The sequence below is a fragment of the Actinomadura litoris genome (assembly GCF_009733595.1).
In the GTDB taxonomy this organism is placed as follows: Bacteria; Actinomycetota; Actinomycetes; order Streptosporangiales; family Streptosporangiaceae; genus Spirillospora; species Spirillospora litoris.
On record NZ_WOFH01000011.1, the window covers coordinates 110,787 to 131,803 of the forward strand.

General features: G+C 69.3%; 20 protein-coding genes and 1 CRISPR repeat array. Of the genes, 5 read left to right on the forward strand and 15 right to left on the reverse strand.

The genetic code is table 11. The annotated features are described in order from the left end of the window. Positions 1-3 precede the first annotated feature (3 nt). Complete coding sequence (locus GNZ18_RS28165) at positions 4-369, forward strand: Mth938-like domain-containing protein (protein WP_156219581.1); 366 nt, start codon at positions 4-6, stop codon at positions 367-369. Positions 370-499: 130 nt separating this feature from the next. Here GNZ18_RS28165 and GNZ18_RS28170 read toward each other — a convergent pair whose 3' ends face one another. Further along, positions 500-1,033, reverse strand: a complete 534-nt coding sequence (locus tag GNZ18_RS28170; RefSeq protein ID WP_156219582.1) for a hypothetical protein — start codon at positions 1,031-1,033, stop codon at positions 500-502. A gap of 751 nt (positions 1,034-1,784) precedes the next feature. Between GNZ18_RS28170 and GNZ18_RS28175 the strand changes: the two genes are divergently transcribed. After that, entirely contained in the window at positions 1,785-2,924 is a 1,140-nt protein-coding gene (locus GNZ18_RS28175; RefSeq protein WP_246250570.1) for a methyltransferase domain-containing protein, read from the forward strand. A 100-nt stretch (positions 2,925-3,024) separates the two neighbouring features. Here the strand turns inward: GNZ18_RS28175 and GNZ18_RS28180 are convergent, their stop codons facing one another. Genes GNZ18_RS28180 through GNZ18_RS28190 form a run of 3 tightly spaced genes read right to left on the reverse strand, consistent with a single transcriptional unit; the run spans position 3,025 to position 5,803 of the window. Continuing rightward, a complete protein-coding gene (locus GNZ18_RS28180; protein WP_242889103.1) occupies positions 3,025-3,717 on the reverse strand; it encodes a response regulator in 693 nt (230 codons plus the stop codon). A 4-nt stretch (positions 3,718-3,721) separates the two neighbouring features. Beyond that, positions 3,722-4,927 carry a sensor histidine kinase gene (locus GNZ18_RS43810; RefSeq protein ID WP_312874794.1) on the reverse strand — a complete coding sequence of 402 codons (1,206 nt, stop codon included), beginning with the start codon at positions 4,925-4,927 and terminating at the stop codon, positions 3,722-3,724. Between the two features lie 15 nt (positions 4,928-4,942). Next, entirely contained in the window at positions 4,943-5,803 is an 861-nt protein-coding gene (locus GNZ18_RS28190; RefSeq protein ID WP_156219583.1) for a CPBP family intramembrane glutamic endopeptidase, read from the reverse strand. Between the two features lie 255 nt (positions 5,804-6,058). Between GNZ18_RS28190 and GNZ18_RS28195 the strand changes: the two genes are divergently transcribed. Beyond that, positions 6,059-6,241, forward strand: coding sequence for a hypothetical protein (locus GNZ18_RS28195; RefSeq protein WP_156219584.1), 183 nt, complete (start codon positions 6,059-6,061; stop codon positions 6,239-6,241). Between the two features lie 159 nt (positions 6,242-6,400). Here the strand turns inward: GNZ18_RS28195 and GNZ18_RS28200 are convergent, their stop codons facing one another. Next, the gene (locus GNZ18_RS28200) at positions 6,401-6,868 is read right to left on the reverse strand and encodes a hypothetical protein (RefSeq protein ID WP_156219585.1); all 468 of its coding nucleotides are present in this window, start codon (positions 6,866-6,868) and stop codon (positions 6,401-6,403) included. 79 nt (positions 6,869-6,947) lie between these two features. Between GNZ18_RS28200 and GNZ18_RS43300 the strand changes: the two genes are divergently transcribed. Together GNZ18_RS43300 and GNZ18_RS28205 are read left to right on the forward strand one after the other, a co-directional pair. Continuing rightward, positions 6,948-7,082 (forward strand): hypothetical protein, encoded by a 135-nt coding sequence (locus GNZ18_RS43300; RefSeq protein ID WP_281378166.1) that lies wholly within the window; start codon positions 6,948-6,950, stop codon positions 7,080-7,082. A gap of 248 nt (positions 7,083-7,330) precedes the next feature. After that, complete coding sequence (locus tag GNZ18_RS28205) at positions 7,331-7,861, forward strand: NUDIX hydrolase (RefSeq protein WP_173390906.1); 531 nt, start codon at positions 7,331-7,333, stop codon at positions 7,859-7,861. A gap of 115 nt (positions 7,862-7,976) precedes the next feature. Here the strand turns inward: GNZ18_RS28205 and abc-f are convergent, their stop codons facing one another. From abc-f to GNZ18_RS28255, 10 genes are all read right to left on the reverse strand, one after another. Then, positions 7,977-9,602: a ribosomal protection-like ABC-F family protein gene (gene abc-f / locus GNZ18_RS28210; protein WP_156219587.1), complete on the reverse strand. Its 1,626-nt coding sequence runs from the start codon at positions 9,600-9,602 to the stop codon at positions 7,977-7,979. Positions 9,603-10,066: 464 nt separating this feature from the next. Continuing rightward, positions 10,067-10,424: a CRISPR direct-repeat array (repeat unit 30 nt; unit sequence GTCCTCATCGCCCCTGCGAGGGTTCGCAAC). A gap of 497 nt (positions 10,425-10,921) precedes the next feature. After that, entirely contained in the window at positions 10,922-11,191 is a 270-nt protein-coding gene (locus GNZ18_RS28215) for a DUF397 domain-containing protein (RefSeq protein ID WP_156219588.1), read from the reverse strand. A 148-nt stretch (positions 11,192-11,339) separates the two neighbouring features. Beyond that, positions 11,340-11,552, reverse strand: a complete 213-nt coding sequence (locus GNZ18_RS28220) for a DUF397 domain-containing protein (protein ID WP_156219589.1) — start codon at positions 11,550-11,552, stop codon at positions 11,340-11,342. Continuing rightward, complete coding sequence (locus GNZ18_RS28225; RefSeq protein WP_156219590.1) at positions 11,549-12,367, reverse strand: helix-turn-helix domain-containing protein; 819 nt, start codon at positions 12,365-12,367, stop codon at positions 11,549-11,551. Before GNZ18_RS28225 ends, GNZ18_RS28220 begins: the two co-directional genes overlap by 4 nt. Before the next feature lie 837 nt (positions 12,368-13,204). After that, positions 13,205-15,070 (reverse strand): Xaa-Pro dipeptidyl-peptidase, encoded by a 1,866-nt coding sequence (locus GNZ18_RS28230; protein ID WP_156219591.1) that lies wholly within the window; start codon positions 15,068-15,070, stop codon positions 13,205-13,207. Positions 15,071-15,158: 88 nt separating this feature from the next. Then, positions 15,159-16,436, reverse strand: a complete 1,278-nt coding sequence (locus tag GNZ18_RS28235; RefSeq protein WP_214618319.1) for a thymidine phosphorylase — start codon at positions 16,434-16,436, stop codon at positions 15,159-15,161. A gap of 9 nt (positions 16,437-16,445) precedes the next feature. Continuing rightward, the gene (locus tag GNZ18_RS28240) at positions 16,446-16,853 is read right to left on the reverse strand and encodes a cytidine deaminase (RefSeq protein WP_156219592.1); all 408 of its coding nucleotides are present in this window, start codon (positions 16,851-16,853) and stop codon (positions 16,446-16,448) included. 32 nt (positions 16,854-16,885) lie between these two features. Then, positions 16,886-18,235: an ABC transporter permease gene (locus GNZ18_RS28245; RefSeq protein WP_156219593.1), complete on the reverse strand. Its 1,350-nt coding sequence runs from the start codon at positions 18,233-18,235 to the stop codon at positions 16,886-16,888. After that, positions 18,232-19,467, reverse strand: coding sequence for an ABC transporter permease (locus tag GNZ18_RS28250; RefSeq protein ID WP_312874795.1), 1,236 nt, complete (start codon positions 19,465-19,467; stop codon positions 18,232-18,234). Before GNZ18_RS28250 ends, GNZ18_RS28245 begins: the two co-directional genes overlap by 4 nt. Then, a complete protein-coding gene (locus GNZ18_RS28255; protein ID WP_312874796.1) occupies positions 19,464-21,002 on the reverse strand; it encodes an ABC transporter ATP-binding protein in 1,539 nt (512 codons plus the stop codon). The genes GNZ18_RS28250 and GNZ18_RS28255 overlap by 4 nt, the downstream gene beginning before the upstream one ends. Positions 21,003-21,017 lie beyond the last annotated feature (15 nt).

Here is a 21,017-nt window from a genome sequence, read left to right on the forward strand (position 1 = left end):
CATATGGACAGGTCACCTCAGATCACGCACATCTCCTGGGGACGCATGGAAGTAGAGGGCTTGGCGCCGGGCAAGGACTTCAAGCTGTACCCGGGCGGCGGTCGCCCCTGGGACTGGTCCGAGCACGGCACCCGACATGAGCCGGGCATCCAACCCGCGGACGTCCAGGAACTCCTCGACCACGGCTGCACGGTGATCGTGCTCAGCCGGGGCATGAAGCTTCGCCTGAACACCATGCCCGAAACGATGGAGGTCCTGGAAGCCGCAGGGATCGAAGTGCACATGGAGGAAACGACCGTCGCGGTCCAGCTCTACAACGAGCTGGCACAGACCAAGCCCGTCGGCGGCCTCTTCCACTCAACGTGCTGACTTTCCTCGCCACGAAGTCGATCGGGATTCTTCAGCGTGCGCGGGGCCCGGTCCGCCGGTCCTTCTTCGGCCGACCACAGCGGGCAGGGCATTCGAAGCCGCCCTCAGCGCGTTCTTGGATCAACCGGCGTCACCAGTAGCACTGCATCACGAGATCGTCCAGGCGAACCCAGTTCACGCCGGCATCGCCGCTTCCGTGCAGGACGATACGAAACTGCATGTTCTGCTCGCCGAACAGCGGCCAGCGATCGGTGTACACCCGCTGCCAGCCGCCGCCATCAACGGTACGATCAACGCTGTAACGCTTACCGCCGCTCGGGGTCCAGATTTCCAGGACGAGCGTGGTCCGCAGGCGCGGCCTGACGTAGATCTGCGCGACGCACCCGGCACCGGCGACGTTCGGCACCCCGGCCGTGTACACCCAGGTCTTCTCAGAAGCCCCGCCGAACTGCCCCCTCACCCAGCCGTTGTTCGCCCCCGTTCGCGCATTGCCGCTGTTGATTTCAATGCCGGCGCTCCCGTCGCCCGCCGAGTCCGACTCCCAGCTCGTGCTCTGATCGCCCTCGAACCCGTTCTCGAACTGCATCAGGCCCGCGTGCGCCGTACCGGCACCGACAACGGAGATCGCCGCGGACAACACGCATGTGATCGTCAGCGCCCACATACGGCGCGACCAGAACAGAAGCCTCCCGCCAGGGAGAGAACGATTCCCTTGGCGGGCGAAATGGAGACTCCTCAACATGTCAGCCTCTCTCTTTCGTTACCATTGTCGCGATCTTCAGCAGCCGCATTCAGCCCGACCCACCTCAGTCAGGACCGAAGGATTCAAAAGGCCGACACGAACGGAGGGTATTCCGCCGCGACCAGGCTCACGATATGACGGGGAACGCTCTTCCTTCGACTGTAGGGTCGAACACCGGCGCCAAAGAAGAGGGTCGCCGCGCATCGGTTGTGGCCGGATACGGTCGCTCTATTTTCGGCTGAGGCTCTTCCCACGCCGGTGACGCCGCAAAGACAGCGTGGACAGGCAGCGCGACACCGACCTTCCGCCTCGCGCTGGCTTCTGCCGCATTTCGGTCGCACCCCACGCGACGGACGTCCGATCGCCATCTTCGATTTCAGACGACCCGATTGGGTGAACGCGCCGGGCCCTTGCGCACACCGCACGTTAGCGCTTCTTGCCTGGCGAGAATCCGGTTAGACGTCCGGCACCGCAATGGCGAGCGTCGCAGCGTGGTGACCGGCCCCCAGCCGCCACAGCGACGTCGCCGAACCCGCGGCACAGCTCGTCGAGGCCCCACAATCCTTGCCAGGTGGTCGCCGAACTCGCTCCCTGCGACCACACCGTCCGCCGCCCAGCCGCGCGGGGGCGCCGAGAAGGACGAGAAGGGCAAACCCGACAAGGGCAGGGGCAAATGACCGTCCACACCACCGACATGGGCGCGCGAACCGATGCCCTCGCCGACGCGCTCCAGGTCGATGGCCGCTTCACCAGCCCCCGCATCCGGGACGCCCTGCACGCCGTCCCCCGCCACCTGTTCGCGCCGACCCGCGGCTGGTACGCGGCGGACGGCCCCGGCCCCCGCCACGGCATCGACCGCGACGCCGACCCGAGCGGCTGGTGGGACGCGGTGTACAGCGACGGGTCCATCGTCACCCAGGCCGCCGACGGAGCCGGCGACCCCGCCGGGGGCGTTGCCGAGGCCACGTCTTCGCTCTCCTCGCCGGGCGTCGTCGTCGCGTTCCTGGAACTGCTCGACGTCCGACCCGGTCACCGGATCCTGGAGATCGGCACCGGCACCGGCTGGACGGCGGCGCTCCTCACCGCACTCGGCGCGTACGTCACCACCGTGGAGATCGACTCCGGCCTCGCCCTCACCGCCCACGAGACGCTGGTCATGGCCGGGTTCGACCCGCACGTCATCGCCGCCGACGGAACGCTCGGCGCCCCCGACCACGCGCCGTTCGACGGCGTCCACGCCACCTGCGGCGTCGACCGCATCCCCTACACCTGGGTCGAGCAGACCCGGCCCGGCGGACGCCTCGTCCTCCCGTGGATGCCGGAGTACGGCGAGGGCCACAAGGCGGTACTGACCGTCACCGGCGACGGCCGCGCGTCCGGCCGACTCGCCGGCGGCGCCGACTACATGGTCCTCCGGGCCCAGCGCAGCACCCTGTGGATCCCCGACGACATCACGGACGCGGAGGAGGCCGCCACCCATCTCGACCCCGCGGAAGTGACCGGCAGCCACGGCGCGGATGTGGCGATCACCGCCGCGCTCCCGGACGTCATGGGCGCGCCCCGCACCCGCGACGGCGTGACCGAGTTGGAGCTGGCGGACACGGCGGCCACGTCCTGGGCGCGGGTCCGGCAGGGCGAGGGCGAGCACCGGGTGTGGCAGGCCGGTCCACGGCGCCTGTGGGACGAGGTCGCCGACGCGTACATGCGGTGGGTGGGATGGGGCCGCCCCGCCCAGACGGCGTTCGGACTGACCGTGGGCCCCGACCGCCAGGTGGTCTGGCGCGACGACCCGTCCAACATCATCAGCCGCTGACGCCCACGTCCACGCCGTCCGTGATGCCTGTTCGCACAGGCGACCGCTGCACGACCCTGCGGACACCGCGCGCTGAGGCTCCGGTCGACAAGGGCAGGGGTCAGCCGGTGGAGGACACCAGCCCGATCCGGTAGGCGAGGACGACGGCCTGGACCCGGTCGCGCAGGCCGAGTTTCGCCAGGATCCTCGACACGTAGGTCTTGACCGTCTCGGGGGTGATGAAGAGCTCCGCGGCGATCTCCGCGTTCGACAGCCCCTCGGCGATCTGCCGGAGCACCTCCAGCTCGCGCGGGGTCAGTGCCCGGACCACGTCCTCCCTGGCCGACCGGGAGGTATCGGCCGGACGCAGGTGTTCGGCGAAGTGGCCGATGAGGTGGCGGGTGACGGCGGGGGCCAGCAGGGCCTCGCCCCTGGCGACCGTCCGAATGCCGTTGACCAGCTCCGCCGGGGGCGCGTCCTTGAGGAGGAAGCCGCTGGCCCCGGCCCGCAGCGCGTCGTAGACGTAGGCGTCGACGTTGAAGGTGGTGACGACCAGCACCTTCGGCGGTGCCTCGGCGTCGGGACCGGCCAGTTGCCGGGTCGCCTGGATGCCGCCGAGCAGGGGCATCCGGATGTCCATCACCACCACGTCGGGGCGCAGGCGCCCCGCGGCCTGGACCGCCTCGTGCCCGTTCTCGGCCTCTCCGACGACCTCCATGTCGGGCTGGGCGGAGAAGATGGTGACGTAGCCGGTGCGCACCAGGGCCTGGTCGTCGCAGACGAGCACACGGATCGGTGGCGGCGCATCGCTCACGGGTTCACTCCGATGCGGGCTTGGACGGAATCGTGGCGTGGACCTCGAACCCGCCTTCGGGCCGGGGACCGGCCTCAAGTTCACCATCGACCATCCGCGCCCGTGCGCGCAGCCCCGCCAGTCCACGCCCGCCCGCAGGGCCCGGCTCCCGGACGGCGGGTGCGGCCGCCGGGGAGGCGGCGGACCCGTCGGTGGTCACCTTGATCTCGATGCGCTCCTCGCCGTGCCGGACCAGGACCCGTGTCGTCCGCCCGGCGGCGTACTTCATCGCGTTGGTGAGGGCCTCCTGCACCACCCGGTACGCGGCCAGTTCCACGTCCACGGACTGCTCTCGCCGCTCGCCATGCTCGCTGAACTCGACCGGCTGCCCCGACCTGCGGGCCTGCTCGACCAGGTCCCCGAGCCGTCCCAGGGTGGGTGCCTGGTCCGCGGACGCCGACTCGCCGGTCGGGTCCAGCACGTCGAGCAGGTATCGCAGCTCTCCCAACGCCCGGCGGCCGGTGTCGCTGATGGCCGAGAGTCCCTCGCCGGCTTTGTCCGGTGCCGAGGCGAGCAGGAACTGTGTCGCGTCCGCCTGGACCACCATGGCCGTCACATGATGGGTGACCACGTCGTGCAACTCGCTGGCGATCCGTGCCCGCTCTCCGGCCGTGGCCACTTCGGCTGCCAGCCGCCGCCGCTGCGCCTCTTCCGTCCGCCGTGTGCGCACAGTGCTCCCCACCAGCCAGAACGCGGCCAGAACCAGATAGAACGCGAGATAGTCCGCAATGCCCTGCGGTGAGCCGAGGCGGTCCAGGACGAGGGCCAGCACGGCATATCCCGCACTCACCACACCCGCCAGAGCATGGCGGAAGCGGACCTGGTGGGCCCCGGCCGAGTACAGGGCCAGATAGAGCCCCAGACTCCCGAACGTCGTCGCGAAGCCCAGCGCCTGGTACGCGGCGAACGGGCCGGCGACGAGGACCAGACACGCCGCGGGCCACCTCCGGCGGGCCGCCAGCGGTAGGGTCTGGGCCAGGATCAGCCCGACGCTCAGCGCGCTCGCCGGCCGACCGGGCAGATCTCCGATCTGCGCTCCGATGTTGGACAGGGTGGGAACGAAGGCCAGCAGGGCCAGCACGAGGGCGAGGGCGCCGTCCTTGAGGAAGGCGTCCCGCTCCTCCCACCAGTCGAGCGGCGCACGGCCCCAGGGCGCCTGAAGGGACACCACTACCGTTTCCTCCGGTCAGCCGGCCTGACGACGGGGCAGCAGACGCCCGCCGCGGCGGGCCAGGACGAACATCCGGACGGCGAGCAGCACACCGATCACGACGGACACCAGCGCCGCCTCCAGGCCGAAGCCACCGCCGCTCAGCGCGGTGGAGCCGTGCACGTCGACGGTGAACAGGCCGTCGGAGCTGTGCCCGGAGACCGGGATGCCGAGCAGCTGCTCGGTGGTGTTCCAGGCGAAGTGCAGGCCCACGACGAACCAGATGTTACGCCGCCACAGGAACGCGGCGCCGAGCATCACGCCCGCCTCCAAGGCGATCGCCAGCGCACTCCACGCGTTGGCTCCCGGAGCGCCCAGATGGACGATGCCGAAGAACAGCCCGGTGATCACGATGGCGGCCCGGCTGCCCCACATCTGCTCCAGGGCCTGGAGCGCGAAACCGCGGAACAACAACTCCTCGGTGACCGCGGCACCGATCTGCACCATGACCGCGGACCACACGACGGCCATGAAGCCGTGGTCCGCCCAGGAGAACGAGTAGCCCCCGAACGCCGTGATCAGCAAGGTGGACACCAGCACGAAGCCCAGGCCGATCGCGCCGCCCAGCAGCGCCTCCCGGCCGGCCCCCCACCGGGAGATCTCCGGCGTCTCCCGTCGCGCGACACGGCGCATGACCAGCCAGTACACGGCCACGGCGGCCACCGCGCCCAACGCCGGAACCGGACCAGGGCCCGTGGCGGTCAGCCCCGAGACCAAGCCGACGCCGACCAGGCCCGTCAGCATCCAGCCGAGCGGAGATCGGACGATCCGGCCGAGACGACCCCCACGAGCTTCGGGGCCCGTGTCCTGGCTGGGTGCGGTGGACGTTGTACTCATCGTGGCCTCCCTGTAGCGGCCGCACCGGCTGCGACCTGACGACCACGCTAGAAATCCGGCGCCCCACGCGAATCACCCGCACATGGACAACACCTGTAGCTCTCACGGGGGATGCGCCGCCGAAGGCGGTGAGGTCGCGCTGGAACCGCCCGACAGCGGGGATCACATCGCTGAGCAGGACGGCCAGGACGCGGACGGGCAGGGCACGGCAGAGCCGGAACAGCTCCGACGCGGCGGCGGCGGTAGCCTCCCGGGATGAGCGAGGATGAGTGGAGTTACATGATCCGTTCGGTGAAGCAGGGCGAGGCCGGCCCTTGGACGTGCCCTGAATGCGACGAGTACGCCGTCGAATTGGGTCAGCGGTTCGAGCAGGGCCGCGTAGTGGAGCACACACTGATGTGTCTCGCCTGCCAGGCAGAGGTCACTGCACCTGCGTGAAATCGACCACGGCGCCCCTGCCAGGGTGGCCGTGCGTTCGCCGAGGACGTTTTGCAGCATGTGCCGAAAGACAGCGACCGAAGGCTCGCCACATGCTCGCGTCCCTTTCCCAAGGAAAGGGACGCGAAGGAGCAAACGGAGTTCTATGACGTCGCAGGGTCAACGCGTCCGGTTGAAGAAGGCCGAAGAATCCCGGCGCCACAGCAGGGCGACCGCCACAACCCCGATCAGAGTGGGGATGACGCTGAGGGCCTTGAACCATGGCGGCGCCGAACCGGCGATGTCGATGAACACACCGAGGATGCCGAGGGACATGAGGATCGTCGACACGATCCGTGCGCTTCTGCGACCGCGCCGGACAAGCCAGGCCATCCACAGCCAGAACGCGAGCCCGAGGAGGCCGCCGATAACGGCCGCCGGGCCATAGACGGTGGCGCTGTGCGAGTGACCGTTGTTCGTGGTGCTGGTGTGGATCACACCCGGAGCGACCAGTGCGGTTATCGTGTTGGCGAGGGACACCACTGCGCCGAGGACCATCAACTTCGATGCTATGTCGATGGCGCGGGGCATCGACGCACCCGCATGGGCGGTGGCGCTTTCCGAATAGTGCTGTTGATGGATGGACATGGCGATGATGTTCCCGACACGAGAAAACTAATCGCAGTGCAGGATTGTTCCGCTTATCGGACGTCCGTTATGAGACCCTATGGCCGTCCATTGCGAGATAGCGGCCCTGGCCGCCCAGGGCCAGCAGGACCGCCTTGGCCACGACGTCGCCAACATCCCACGCGACCAAGCGCCCCGTACGGACCTGCTCGGCGGCCCCCGCACCGGCTTCTGAGTCGGCCAACACCACACACCACGGCTACAGCACGGGCCATGCTTCCCTTCGCAGACCTGTGGCTTTACCGTGGGGCCCTCATCCCCCCTGCGAGGGTTCGCAACTAGTAGCGCACCGGCTCGTTGACGATCACCTGGTCCAGGCCCTCATCATCCATGCGAGGGTTCGCAACGTAGGCTCCACGAGCCTGAACTCCATCTGAGATCCTTTTGGTCGCTCTTGCCCCTGGAGGGTTTGCAATCATGCCGATGACCTCAGGGATCATCGTTTCCGCGATCGTGGAACACGATGGCCAGTTGCTCATGGTCCGTGAGCAGCATCCTGGCGAAGCCGCCCAGTGGGTCCTGCCGGGAGGCTTGGCCGAGCCCGGCGAGCTTGTACATCAGGCACTTGTCCGGGAGGTGCGCGAGGAGACCGGACTGACGGTGGCCGGCCCGGCCGCTCTCGCTTTCATCACCCAGTACACCGTCACCGGTGAGCCCGGATGGGACGGTGAGTGGACGGTTTTTGCATTCGCCACCGCGCAGCCCGAAGGCAGGATCGACGTCGCCGATCCTGACGGACTGGTGCTGGAGGCCGCCTGGGTTCCGTTCGAGGAGGCCGTCGCCCGGCTTGCGGCACACCGGTTCAGCCCCCGAAGGGATCCGACGGTTGCCTACCTGCACGACCGCACCACCGCGGGCGCCCTATGGCTCTGGCCAGACGGCCCAGCCGCCGCCCCCATTGTCATAAGCACACCCTTCCGGCAGTCGAGCATGGGTGATCTCGCCCACCGGTAAAACTCATTGGGTGCAGCTCGTTCGCGAAGCTCCCCGGCCGGGGGCGGCGGAGAATGAGGTGCCCGAGGTCTTCACCGACTCCGCCGCCCTATGTTCCCGCGCCCCCCTTCCGCGGTCAGGCGGCCCTTTCCTGTTCGCGCGGCATTCCTCGGTCGAGTTCCAGGTGGCGTCCGGTGAACGCGGCCCGCATGCGGCGGTCGTGCGTGACGATGACCAGGGCGCCGGTGTAGTCCGCCAGGGCCTCCTCCAGTTCGTCCACCAGCAGGGGTGAGAGGTGATTGGTGGGCTCGTCCAGCAGGATCAGGCCCGCCGGTCCGGTGATCAGGCGGGCCAGTTCCAGCCTGCGGCGCTGACCTGCTGACAGGTGGCGGACGGCCCTGGTCAGGTCGGCCGGGCGAAAGAGCCCTAGGGAGAGCAGTTCGGCGGCATGCTCCTCCGCCTCGCCTGGACGGCCTGCGGCAAAGGCGCGCAGGAGCGTGTCGCCGACGGCCTCCGCTTCCTCCTGACGCAGGTAACCGACATCCGCGCAGCGCTGGACGCGTCCGGCGGAAGGCGTCAGGTCTCCCGCCAGGACCCGCATCAGCGTCGTCTTCCCCGCGCCATTCGGACCGGTGACCAGTACGCGTTCACCTCGCTCGATGCGCAGTGACTCGACGTGGAGCCGGTCGGGAACGTCGACGCCGGCCAGTTCGGCCGCCGGGCCCGGCGCGACGGTTCCGTCCGCCGGGGTCGTTTCGAACCGCAGCGGGTCCGGCGGGGGTGTGAGCGGGTTCTCGGCCAGTTCCCGGACGCGCTGCCGGGCGTTCCTGATCCGGCTCATCGCGCCGTGGGCACGGGACCTGGCGCGGAAGGCGCCCGCGCCGCTGAAGGCGGCCGGGGCCTTGCGAGGGATGGCGGAGAGCCGGTCGATGTTGGCGTCGGCCAGCTTGTCCTGCCTGCGCTTCTCGTCCCGCCAGACCTCGTACTCGTGTCGCCGTCGCCTCCGGTCCGCGGCCTTGGCGGCCAGGTAGCCGGTGTAACCGTCGCCGTACCGGCGGACGGTCCGCTCGTCCACCTCCAGGATGGTCGACGTCACCCGGTCGAGGAACGTGCGGTCGTGCGTCACGGCGATCACGGTTCCGCGGTGATGACGCAGGTGCTCCTCCAGCCAGTGGACGGCGGTGTCGTCGAGGTCGTTGGTGGGCTCGTCCAGCAGGAGCAGTTCCGGGGACGCGGCGAGGGTCGCGGCCAGCATCAACCGCGAGCGCTCGCCGCCGGACAGGGTGCCGAGCGGACGGGCGCGGTCCAGGCCCGGGACGCCGAGGGCGCGGGCCGCGATCTCGACGCGGGTGTCGGCCTCGTAGCCGCCCCGGGCCTCGAACTCCGCCACCAGGTCGCCGTACGCGACGACCTGATCGGGGGTGGCCGCGCCGAGCGCCGCCTCGGCCCGGCGCATCCGGGCCTCCAGGTCACGCAGGTCGGCCAACGCCAGGTCGATGGCGGCCTGGACCGTCGCCGAGGACGACGGTTCGATCGTCTGGGGCAGGTACCCGACGCCGCCGGGCGCCGTGATCCGCACGGTGCCGTTGCCGGGACGCTCGCGGCCCGCGATGAGCCTGAGCAGGGTCGTCTTCCCCGCGCCGTTCTCGCCGATCACGCCGACCCGCTCACCAGGCTTGATCGTGAGGGACACGCGGTCGAGGACGACGTGATCGTCGAAACGCAGGGTGATGTCGGACAGGACGAATTGGGCGGTGCGCAAGAGCGCCTCCGAAAGATCGCTGCAACAGGGAAGGTCGCAACCGCGCGCCGAGACAAGGAGGTCAGGGAGACCCGGACGGCCCGGCTGAAACGCGGCGACACGCGGCGGAGCGGTGGCTCTACGCCTGAAGATGCGCGTCAGATGCGACGATCACAGAGTTCCCATGCAGTCACAAGTACCAGAGAGACCGTCCTGCGGCAACCCCAGTGACGCCCACGACACCGAACACGTCTCGCGCCTAGTCCTCATCTCCCCGTGGCTTCGCAACCGCACCGAGGGCATCGGAGCGTCCAGCCCTTACAGGGACGCCTTCGCCCCTGAAGGCTTGTAACCTGCGGACGGCCGGGCTCCTAGGCCACGTTTTCAGCGACACACCGGGCCCGACAACACAACCGCCGGACCGCTGAAGAATCCGCGTCCAGCAGGCCGCGCTTCCCTTAACAGACCTGTGGCTTTACCGTGGGGTCCTCATCGCCCCTGCGAGGGTTCGCAACGCCTCAAAGTGGCCTCGGTTGAAGATCTTCCAGCCGATTGTCCTCATCGCCCCTGCGAGGGTTCGCAACCATGCCGAGGTCGTGCGGAGCCGTGAAGGTCGCCAGTCCTCATCGCCCCTGCGAGGGTTCGCAACCGTGCGTTCACCACCTCGATCCGCACGCGGCCGCCGTCCTCATCGCCCCTGCAAGGGTTCGCAACGCGAGGGTAAGCGTGACCACGCTGACCCGTGAGGGGTCCTCATCGCCCGTGCGAGGGTTCGCAACTTGGCCTTCTGGGTCGCTTTCTCGACACCTGCCAGTCCTCATCGCCTCTGCGAGGGTTCGCAACGAGATAGCGTGATCACATCTCCGGCTACGGCGTAGCGTCCTCATCGCCCCCCGTGAAGGTCGCAACCCTGGACGACAGCGGCCGTCGCGCTGCCCACGATCGTCCTCATCGCCCTACGAGGGTTCGCAACATCTCCTTCTGCGCCTCACACCACAGGCGCAGCAGGTTTTCATCGCCCCTGCGAGGGTTCGCAACCCCATGAACGCCACGAGCGCGACCTTGGCCAGCCAGGTCCTCATCGCCTCGGTGAGGGTCGCAGTACGCGCTTGCCGCCCCACCCCCTTATCCCACTCCGAGGAGGCGCTCACCGTCCCTGGAGGGCGCACAACAGATCGCGGATGGCTTTGCGCTAATCCCTCATGGCGAGGAATTCACCCTCCGGGGAGGGCCTAATGAGGTAGAGCCGGTGACGGACTGCTTAGTTCCTACCAAGCGTCGATCACCGGCCCTACCCAAAGAAGCACAGCTAAGAGGGCGGAGCTTTGATAGCGGGGCGGCTAGCCCTCTGCGTCCAGGCGTCCTGCTTTAACGTTGTTGGTGAACATCTGCCAGGCGGCGGAGGTGAGGGCCAGGCGAGAGCCGTTCGGGTTCTTGGAGTCTCGAACCATGATCGCGGACGTCATGTCTGCGACCTCCACACACTCACCTCCATGCTGGGCGCTGTGGCTGCTTTTGCGCCACTGGCCTACCTCTACACACTCGCCGCCTTGATGGCCGCTATGGCTGCTCTTGCGCCAATGAATACCTGACACACCTGAGGTGCTCATAACTTCTCTGTCGCGCCTTTCTGGGAAGGACTGTTTGGTAGGCCGGTGACCGGACTACTTGGTTTCCTACCAAGCGCCGGTCACCGGCCCTTCCCAGAGAAGCACTATCGAGCACCGCTAAGGAGGCAGTGCTTTGGTAGCGGGACGGCTAGCCTTCTGCGTCCAGGCGTCCCGCTTTGATGTTGTTGGTGAACGTCTGCCAGGCGGTGGGGGTGAAGGCTAGGCGGGGGCCATCTGGGTTCTTGGAGTCTCGGACCATGATCGTGGACGTTGTGTCCGCGACTTCCACGCACTCGCCGCCCTGGTGGGCGCTGCGGCTGCTCTTGCGCCACCGGATACCTGACACGTCTGAGGTGCTCATAGCTTCTCCATCGCGTCTTGGATCATGGCCAACGACTCCTCCGCAGAGAGCGTGTGACCTTGGACCAGGTCCCACGTTACGGCCTGGAGTGCGATCCTGTCGCGCTGCTTCAGCAGTATCCCTTCCCCAGAAGACTCGGTGTAGGCGACATCAGGCCCATCTTCGAAACTCAGGAGGGCAAAGCTGCCCGCGAGGCCTGCGTGGTAGCCGGATTTGTAGGGGACTACCTGCAACTGGGTCTGGGGACGACGTGCCACTTCAAACAGATAGCCGAGCTGTTCTCGCATGATGTCCGCGCCGCCCACGTTCCGATGGATGACATTTTCGTCCAGGACGAGGAAGGTGTGAGGCGCGTCCTCTCGCTCGAATATTGCCTTACGTTCCATGCGTTCGGCGACGAGCCTGGCCGACTCGGACCCCATGATCGCACTGATCACCGTGTTGGAATACGCCTCGGTCTGGAAGAGCCCGCTGACCAGGTTGGTGCTGAAGACGCGGAGGTGGCTGGCCTTGCGCTCGTACCCGAGGTACTCGGTAAAGCCCGGCGGAAGGATCGCCAGGTGCCTCGTGTCGTTGATGCGGTCCAGTAGGCGGATGAAGAGGCCGTCCAGCTTGAAGAACGTGTCGAGGGCTGCGGCGAATTCTTCGGAGGGGAGGTTCTTGCGCAGCTCGACCTGGCCTACGTAGGAGTCTGCGAAGCCGAGCTTTTCGGCTAGTTCCTTCTTGCTTAGCCCGGCCTGCGTCCGGCGCCACTCCAGTTCCTTCGCGAACGTGACGATGGCGGGCGCTTCGTAGGGCTCAGACTGCGCTGGCATCTCGACCTCCGGGGGGCCTGCACCCGGGTGGCGGGTGCGATCGATCTCGCCTGTGGTACGTCGCTGGTGGTGCACGAGTGATTCCCCAGTGTAGTCGAGCGTGTGAAGGTTGTCGCACGAAATCGGGCAGGTGGGCGAGCAAGGGGTCGGTGATGGACGGGCGAGCGCGGGACGAGCGGGAGCTGGAGTCACTGCGGGGTGACTTCGGTGGGTGGCGGATCTGGCGGGCTGTGCGGCAGGACGGTCGGCTGGGTGAGTGGGTCGCCAGCCTGCACGACCCGGCGGCGGGTGTGGAGCCCACGCTCATGCATCCTTCTGCGTCGCTGTTGCGTGAGGCCCTCAAGCAACAGGCTCGGCGGGCCCGTAAGGGCTCATCGGGGTCTGGATGAGCGCGGCGCGGTCGGTGGCCACGCCCCCCGGACCACCGGCCGCGCCGCTTCCAATCGACAACTGCGAGGTGAACCGTCATGGGTGTGTCATGGGTGTGAGCTGGCAGGCGTTTCCCGTCCCGCTGGGTGATCGGCACGCGCATCTGGGTGCGCTGCGGAGTGTGCTTGATGCGCGTCCGGAACTGGCGTGCGGGGTGGTTGAGCGGCGCGGGGCGCCGGCGGGGTTGAGTGTGGTGTGGCGGGGGCGGCCGCACAGGCTGGTTGAGGTCGGGTGCGACTTCTTCGAGGGGGCCTGGTGGTTCACCTGGGGTGACGGGCGACGTATCACTCCGGTGAGTGACGTTGAGTATGCCGTCGCGCTCGTCGTCCGGGAACTGGCCCGGTCTTAGCGGTAGGCGTGGGAAGGCCCCGCCAGCACCCGGTTGGTGCTGGCGGGGCCTTCAGTGTGTTACTTCGTCAGGGGGAGGGTCAGGGAGGAGTTGTGGAGGTCTACCTTGACCTTCGTCCCCGCCGGGTAGCGGAGGCTGTAGGCGTGGTCGGTGGCCACGATCATCAGGCCGATCCGGTGGCCGGGCTTGAAGATGTAGTCGTAGGGCTGCATCGGCCAGGAGAACGTGTAGTCCTTGCCCGCCTTGATGGGCTCGGTGACCGATGCGCTGTGACGGTTGCGCACGTCCATCCAGCCGCGCGTCACGACCTTGAACGGGGTGACGGCGGTGCTGTAGCCGCGGTTCGTGCGGCAGCCCTGGTCGGTGGGGATGGAGTCGCCGTAGCACCAGGTGCCCGAGGTCGGCGCGAAGCCCGAGATGCGCGTGTCCGTGCCGTAGTCGACGAGGATCGCCGACAGGTACGGGGACTTGCCGTCGACCGAGGCGCGGACCTTGATCTTCGCGGTGCCGCTGAGCTTGGTGGCCTTCGTCAGCTTGGGCGTGAGGTACATCAGGCGGTTCGGGTCCGGCTTGTCCTCGTTGGCGGCGAGTTCCTCCACCGTTCGGGACGGGGCGTCCACCAGGGAGTCGGTGCCGTGGCCGCGCTTGCCGAGGGTGCCGGTCGACAGGCCCAGCTCCGTCGGACGCGCGGACGCGTCGGGCCAGTCCCGGTGCGTCTCCCACTGGCCCGGCGTGCGCTCCAGGTCGACGCGGGGCTGGCGCATGACGTCGTTGCGGACGCCGTACAGCTCGTGCGCGAACCAGAGGTTGAGGGCCTCCAGCCATTCGCCCTTGCGGACGTCCAGGGGCTCGTCGTGGGCCGCCTGGTGGATCCACAGTTTGCGGTTGACGTGCGCCTTCTTCAGCCCCTCCCAGAGGAGGGACATCTGGATGGGCTTGACGTTCCAGTCCGCGAGGCCGCTCGTCATGAAGACGCTGGCCTTGAAGTCGGGCGCGCTCTTGGCGAAGTTCCGCAGGTCCCAGGTGCGGTTGTAGTCGCCGGTGACGCGGTCCATGCCGGGTTCGAGCTTGCGGATGACCTTCTCGCAGACGCCCGGGTTCTTGCGGGACAGGACGACCTTCGCGTGCAGGTCGAGGTCCTCGCCGTTCCAGCCGTCGGGGGCCACGACGGCGCCGTTCGCGCGGTACTCGTCGTACCAGTTGGAGACGCCGGAGATCGACACGACGGTCTTCAGGCCGCGCACGCCGGTCGCGGCGGCGGCGAGGGGCAGTGTGCCGTCGTAGGACTTGCCCGCCATCGCGACGTCGCCGGTCGACCAGTCCGCCCGGATCTTCTTGCCGGACGCGTCGTAGGCGGTGGCCTTGCCGGTCAGCCACTTGATGACCTGCGTCATGCCCTCGGTCTCGTTGGGGCCGACGGCGGTGGGGCAGCCGTCGGAGTCGCCCGTGCCGAGCGTGTCGGCGGCGAGGACGGCGTAGCCGCGGGAGACGAAGTAGTTGTCGTAGTAGACGCGGGAGTAGCTCGTCGGGCCGGGCGGGGCGGTTGGGACGTTCCACTCGGCGAGCCGCGGGTAGTCGGTCACGTCGGCCGGGTGGTAGGGGGTGTCGTGGAGCCCCGCGAAGTACGGGCTGCCCTCAAGGATCGAGGCGACCTTCAGGCGCCCGTTCGTCTCCTTGGGGCGGGTGACGAAGACCGAGACCCGGTCGCGCTTGCCGTCGTTGTCGCTGTCCACGTTCGTCTCGACGAAGACCTTCTCGCGCACGGCGTCCGCGAAGGAGAACGCCGGCTGGGTCTTGCCGTCCTTGACGACGATGTGGGGGCGCCCCGCGTCGGGGCGTCCGGTGTCGGCGAACGCGGGCATCGTGCCGGCGATGAGGCCGGTGGCGCCCGCGACGGCCGCCACGGAGAGTAGTGAGAGTCGCACCGTTGCTCCTCCGAAACTGAATGAAACCTGATCAGCTTCGTGGGGTACGGAACGCCCGTCAACGGTGATTGTTAACAAACCGGCCGGTTTACGATATCCGGTCGATCACCAGGGGTTGGAGGCCGGTGACGCTGGTGTCGGAACCTATTTCGTAGGCGCCGTCCAGCGCTTCGAGGGCGCGGTCGAAGCGGGACGCGTCGTCGGCGTGCAAGGTGAGGAGGGGTTGACCCTGAGTCACCTTCTCGCCCGGCTTGGCGTGGCAGATGACGCCCGCGCCGAAGGACACCGGGTCCTCCTTGCGGGCCCGGCCCGCGCCGAGGCGCCAGGCGGCGACGCCGACGCCGTAGGCGTCCAGCCTGGTCAGGACGCCGGTGGACGGGGCGATCACCTGGTGCGTCTCGGCGGCGGAGGGCAGCGGGGCGTCGGGGTCGCCGCCCTGGGCGGTGATCATGCGGCGCCAGACGTCCATCGCGGTGCCGTCCGCCAGAGCGTCGGCGGGGTCCCGGTCGGTGATTCCGGCGGCGGCCAGCATCTCGCGGGCCAGGGTGACCGTGAGTTCGACGACGTCGGACGGGCCGCCGCCCGCCAGCACCTCGACGGACTCGGCCACCTCGACCGCGTTGCCGACCGCGTTGCCCAGCGGGCGGTCCATCGCGGTGAGCAGCGCGACCGTGCGCAGGCCGTGGTCGGTGCCGATCGCGACCATGGTCTCGGCCAGCTCGCGGGCGTCGGCGGCGGTCTTCATGAACGCGCCGGAGCCGACCTTGACGTCCAGGACCAGCGCGCCCGTGCCTTCCGCGATCTTCTTGGACATGATCGAGGACGCGATCAGCGGGATCGACTCGACGGTGCCGGTGACGTCGCGCAGGGCGTAGAGCTTGCGGTCGGCGGGGGCCAGGCCCGTCCCGGCGGCGCAGACCACCGCGCCCGCTTCTGTCAGGACGTCCAGCATCTCCTCGTTGGAGAGCGACGCCCGCCAGCCGGGGATCGACTCCAGCTTGTCCAGGGTGCCGCCGGTGTGGCCGAGCCCTCGCCCCGAGAGCTGCGGGACGGCCGCGCCGCACGCCGCGACGAGCGGCGCGAGCGGCAGAGTGATCTTGTCGCCGACGCCGCCGGTGGAGTGCTTGTCGGTGGTCGGCCGGTCGAGCGCCGACCAGTCCATCCGCTCGCCGGAGCGGATCATCGCCTCCGTCCAGCGGGCCACCTCGGGACGGGTCATCCCGTTCAGCAGGATCGCCATCGCGAGCGCCGACATCTGCTCGTCGGCGATCGTGCCGCGCGTGTAGGCGTCGACCGCGAAGTCGATCTGCTCGGGGGTCAGCTCCGCGCCGTCCCGCTTCGCGCGGATGACATCGATGGCGTCCACAGGGTCCTCTCAGATGCGGGTGGTCAGGTCTTCGGGGCCGAACGCGTCCGGGAGCACTTCCCTCATGGTCAGGACGCCGCGCGCCGTCGCCAGCAGCATGTCCGGGCCGCCGTGCTCCCAGAGGAGCTGGCGGCAGCGCCCGCACGGCATCAGCGGGTCGCCGTTCCGGTCGACGACCGCGACGGCCACCAGGCGGGGGTTCTCCGACTTGCCCGGTCCGTAGAGGGCCGACACGATGGCGCATTCCGCGCACAGCACGAGGCCGTACGAGGCGTTCTCGACGTTGCAGCCGGTGATCACGCGGCCGTCGTCCACGAGCGCGGCGGCGCCGACGGGGAACTTCGAGTACGGGGCGTAGGCCCGTTCCATCGCCACCCATGCGGCGTCGCGGAGGGCGGGCCAGTCGATGTCCGTCATACCTTCATGATCCCCGTTTCGGAGCCCCAGTACTAACGAGCCTCGCCTCGGCGGTACCGCAGGCCGTCGGCGGCGGGCATGCGGAGGCGTTGGCTGGCCAGGGCCAGGACGAGGAGCGTCGTCAGGTGCGGGGTGAACGACACCAGCTCGCCCGGGACGCTGTCGCTGAGCAGGAACCACGCCAGCAGGCCCGCCGCCGCGGCCAGTGCCAGGGCGGCGCCGATCGTCGCGTTGCGGACCTCGCGGCGGCCGAGGTCGGTGATGACCCGCGGCCGCATCCGGTTCGCGCGGACGGCCTGCCACGCCGCCACCGCCACCAGCAGGACGGCGACGAACAGCAGCAGCGCGTGCACCGACTGGCCGCCGCCGCGCACGTTCATCGCGTCGGTGTAGCCGAACAGCAGCGAGCCCGAGGCGAGGCCGCCCGGACGCCAGTTGCCGAAGATCATCGCGGCGAGGCCGATGAAGCCGCGGCCGCCGGTCTGGCCGTCCTGGTAGAACGGCGCGGCGACCGTGACCAGGAACGCGCCCGCGAGGCCGGAGCAGCCGCCGGAGATCATGACGGCGGCGTACTTCATCCGGTAGACGTGCACGCCGAGCGACTCGGCGGCGTAGGGATCCTCGCCGCAGGAGCGGATCCGCAGGCCGAACGCCGTCTTCCACAGGACGAGGAAGCTCACCGGGATCAGCAGGATCGCCACCAGCGTCAGCAGCGACATGCCGTTGGTCAGGCCGCGCAGGATGCCCGCCACGTCCGAGAGGAGGAACCAGTGGTGGCGCTCCAGCGAGCCGAGCCAGTCGGGGCTCTTCCAGCCGCCGATCTCGCCGCCCGACAGCACCGGCAGCGTCACCGTCCGGATCGGGTCGACCGACGGGGACTGCCGGGCGCCGCCGCCGAGCGCCTTCGCCTCCCCGGTGGTGAAGATCAGCCCGGCGAGGAACTGGGTGAGGCCGAGGCCGAGGATGTTGATCGCGACGCCGGACACGATGTGGTCGACGCCGAACGTGACGGTCGCGATGGCGTGCAGCAGGCCGCCGAGCATCCCGCCGAGGACGCCGAACAGGACGCCGACCCACGGGCCCCACTGGTATCCGGCCCACGCGCCCGTCCACGTCCCGAGGATCATCATGCCCTCAAGGCCGATGTTGATCACGCCGGAGCGCTCCGCCCACAGCCCGCCGAGCCCGGCGAGGAAGATCGGGACGGCGAGCCGGAGCGCGGCGCTGACCGTCCCGCTGGAGGTGACGTCGTCGGCGCCGTCCAGCACCCGGACGAGCGAGAGCAGCACCAGCAGCCCGGCCGCGATCAGCAGGTAGTGCGGCCAGCGCAGCCGCGCCGGGGCCGCGGCCTTCACCTTGGCGACGGCTTCGGTCGCGGTCATGAGGCGCTCCCAGCGGACTCGCGGGCCAGGTCGTGGCCGGTGGCCAGCTCGTCGGCGACGGTCCGCTGCTGGAGCCTGATCTCCCAGCGGCGCATCAGCTCGTAGACGATGACGACGGTCAGCACGACCACGCCCTGCATCACCCCGACGATCTCCTTCGGCACGTCGACCTCCTGGAGGACGTCGGAGGTCTGGTCGAGGAAGGCGAACAGCAGCGCGGCGAGCGCGATGCCCGCCGGGTGGTTGCGGCCGAGCAGCGCCACCGTGATGCCGGTGAAGCCGAGCCCGGCCGGGAAGTTCAGCGAGTACTCATACGAGGCGCCGAGCAGCTCGGGCATGCCGATCAGCCCCGCGACCGCGCCGGAGGCGACCATCGTGATCACGATCATCCGGCGGGCGCTGACACCGCTCGCCCGCGCGGCCGAGGGCGACAGGCCCGAGACCTTCAGGTCGAAGCCGAAGCGGGTGCGGTTGATCACGACCCAGAACACGACGCCGACGACGATCGCGAGCGGCAGCAGCCCGTACACCTGGCCGGGCAGGTCGATGCCGATCGAGGACAGGAACCCGTTCAGCGGGCCGACCCGTCCGTCGGAGGGGATCTGCGGGGTCGCGACGTTGTTGCTGCCGGGGCGGACCTCGGCGAGCCGCTTGTCGTTCAGCAGGTAGGCGATCAGGCCGGTCGCGATCGCGTTCAGCATGATGGTGGAGAGCACCTCGCTGACCCCGCGGGTGACCTTGAGGACGCCCGCGATCGCGGCCCACAGCCCGCCGATCAGCATCGCGGCGATGATCACCAGCATCTGGCCGAACGGGGCGGGCAGGGTCAGCGCGCCGCCGAGCGCCGCCGCGAGGAAGGCCGCGAGCCGGTACTGGCCGTCCACCCCGATGTTGAGCAGCGCCATCCGGAAGCCGATCGCGACCGCGACCGCCGACAGGTAGTAGCGGGTCGCGCGGTTGATGATGTCGACGATCGAGTTCTCGGTGGTGCCGTAGTCGATCATGCTCTGGATCGAGCTGACCGGGTCGGCGCCGGTGATCCGCAGCAGCGCGGCCGTGATCGCGAGCGAGATCAGCAGCGCGAGGACGGGCGCGCCGATCTTCAGCGCCAGCCCGCGCGGGCCCAGGCCCTGGAGGACGGCCTTCCAGGCGGGCACCGTCTCCGGCACCGCCCCGGGATCCTTCTCCGAAGGCTTCGCGGGCTCCGGGGCCTTGCCCTCCGGGCCGCTCACGACGGGTCTCCCGCGGCGGTCATGGCGGAGCCGAGCGCCTGCGGGGTGACCTCCCGCGGGTCGACCTCCGCGACGAGACGGCCCCGCAGGATCACGTGCAGGGTGTCGGACATTCCGATGAGTTCCTCAAGATCGGCGCTGATCAGCAGCACGGCGAGGCCGTCCGCGCGGGCCTGCCGCAGGTGGTCCCAGATGGCGGCCTGCGCGCCGACGTCGATGCCCCGGGTCGGGTGCGCGGCGATCAGCAGCCGCGGCTCGCCCGACATCTCGCGTCCGACGATCAGCTTCTGCTGGTTGCCGCCCGACAGCGCGGCGGCGGGCACGTCGATGCCCGGCGTCCGCACGTCGTACTCCCGGACGATCCGGGTCGTGTCGCGGCGCGCGCCGCGCCGGTCGACCCACGGGCCCCGGACGTTCGGGCGCCGCGTCTGGTGGCCCAGCATCCGGTTCTCCCAGAGCGTCCCCTCCAGGACGAGCCCGTGCCGGTGCCGGTCCTCGGGGATGTAGGCGATGCCCGCCTCGCGGCGCCGGCGGGTGGTCCAGTGCGTGACGTCGTCGCCGCCGTAGGTGATCGTCCCGGCGTCCGCGTGCCGGATGCCCATGATCGCCTCGATCAGCTCGCTCTGCCCGTTGCCCTCGACCCCGGCGAGTCCGACGATCTCGCCGCGCCGGATGCGCAGCGACACCTCGTCCACGACGGGACGGCCGCCGGGCGCCAGCACGGTCAGCCCGGACAGCTCCAGCTCGACGTCGTCGGTGACGGTGGATTCGCGGAGCTCCGGGGTGGGAAGCTCCGAGCCCACCATCAGCTCGGCGAGCCGCCGCGAGGTGACCTGCGCCGGGTCCAGCCGGGTCGCGACCGTGGTACCGCGCCTGATCACCGAGATCGTGTCGGCGACCGACAGCACCTCGTCGAGCTTGTGCGAGATGAACAGCACGGTCAGGCCCTCGGCGCGCAGGTCGCGCAGGTTGCCGAACAGCTCCTCGACCTCCTGCGGGACGAGCACGGCGGTCGGCTCGTCCAGGATCAGCACACGGGCGCCCCGGTAGAGCACCTTGAGGATCTCCACGCGCTGCCGCTCGCCGACGCCGAGGGTCTCGACGAGCACGTCGGGGTCGACGCGCAGGCCGTAGGCCCGCGACATCTCGCGGATCCTCTCGCGGGCGGCGGCGAAGTCGATCCGACCGCGCCGCCACCCCTTGCCGCGGGGCTCGGCGCCGAGGATCACGTTCTCCAGCACGGTCAGGTTGTCGGCCAGCTTGAAGTGCTGGTGGACCATGCCGATGCCGCGGGCGATCGCGTCCGCCGGCGTGCGGAACGCGACCTTCTCCCCCTCGACCTCGATGCCGCCCTCGTCCGGACGCTGCATCCCGTAGAGGATCTTCATCAGCGTGGACTTCCCGGCGCCGTTCTCACCGCACAGCGCGTGCACCTCGCCGCGCTCGATCGTGAGGTTGATGTCGCGGTTGGCGACCACGCCGGGGAACCGCTTGGTGATCGATGTCAGCCGGACGGCCGCCACCTGGTCGGACACGGGTCCCCCTCCTGC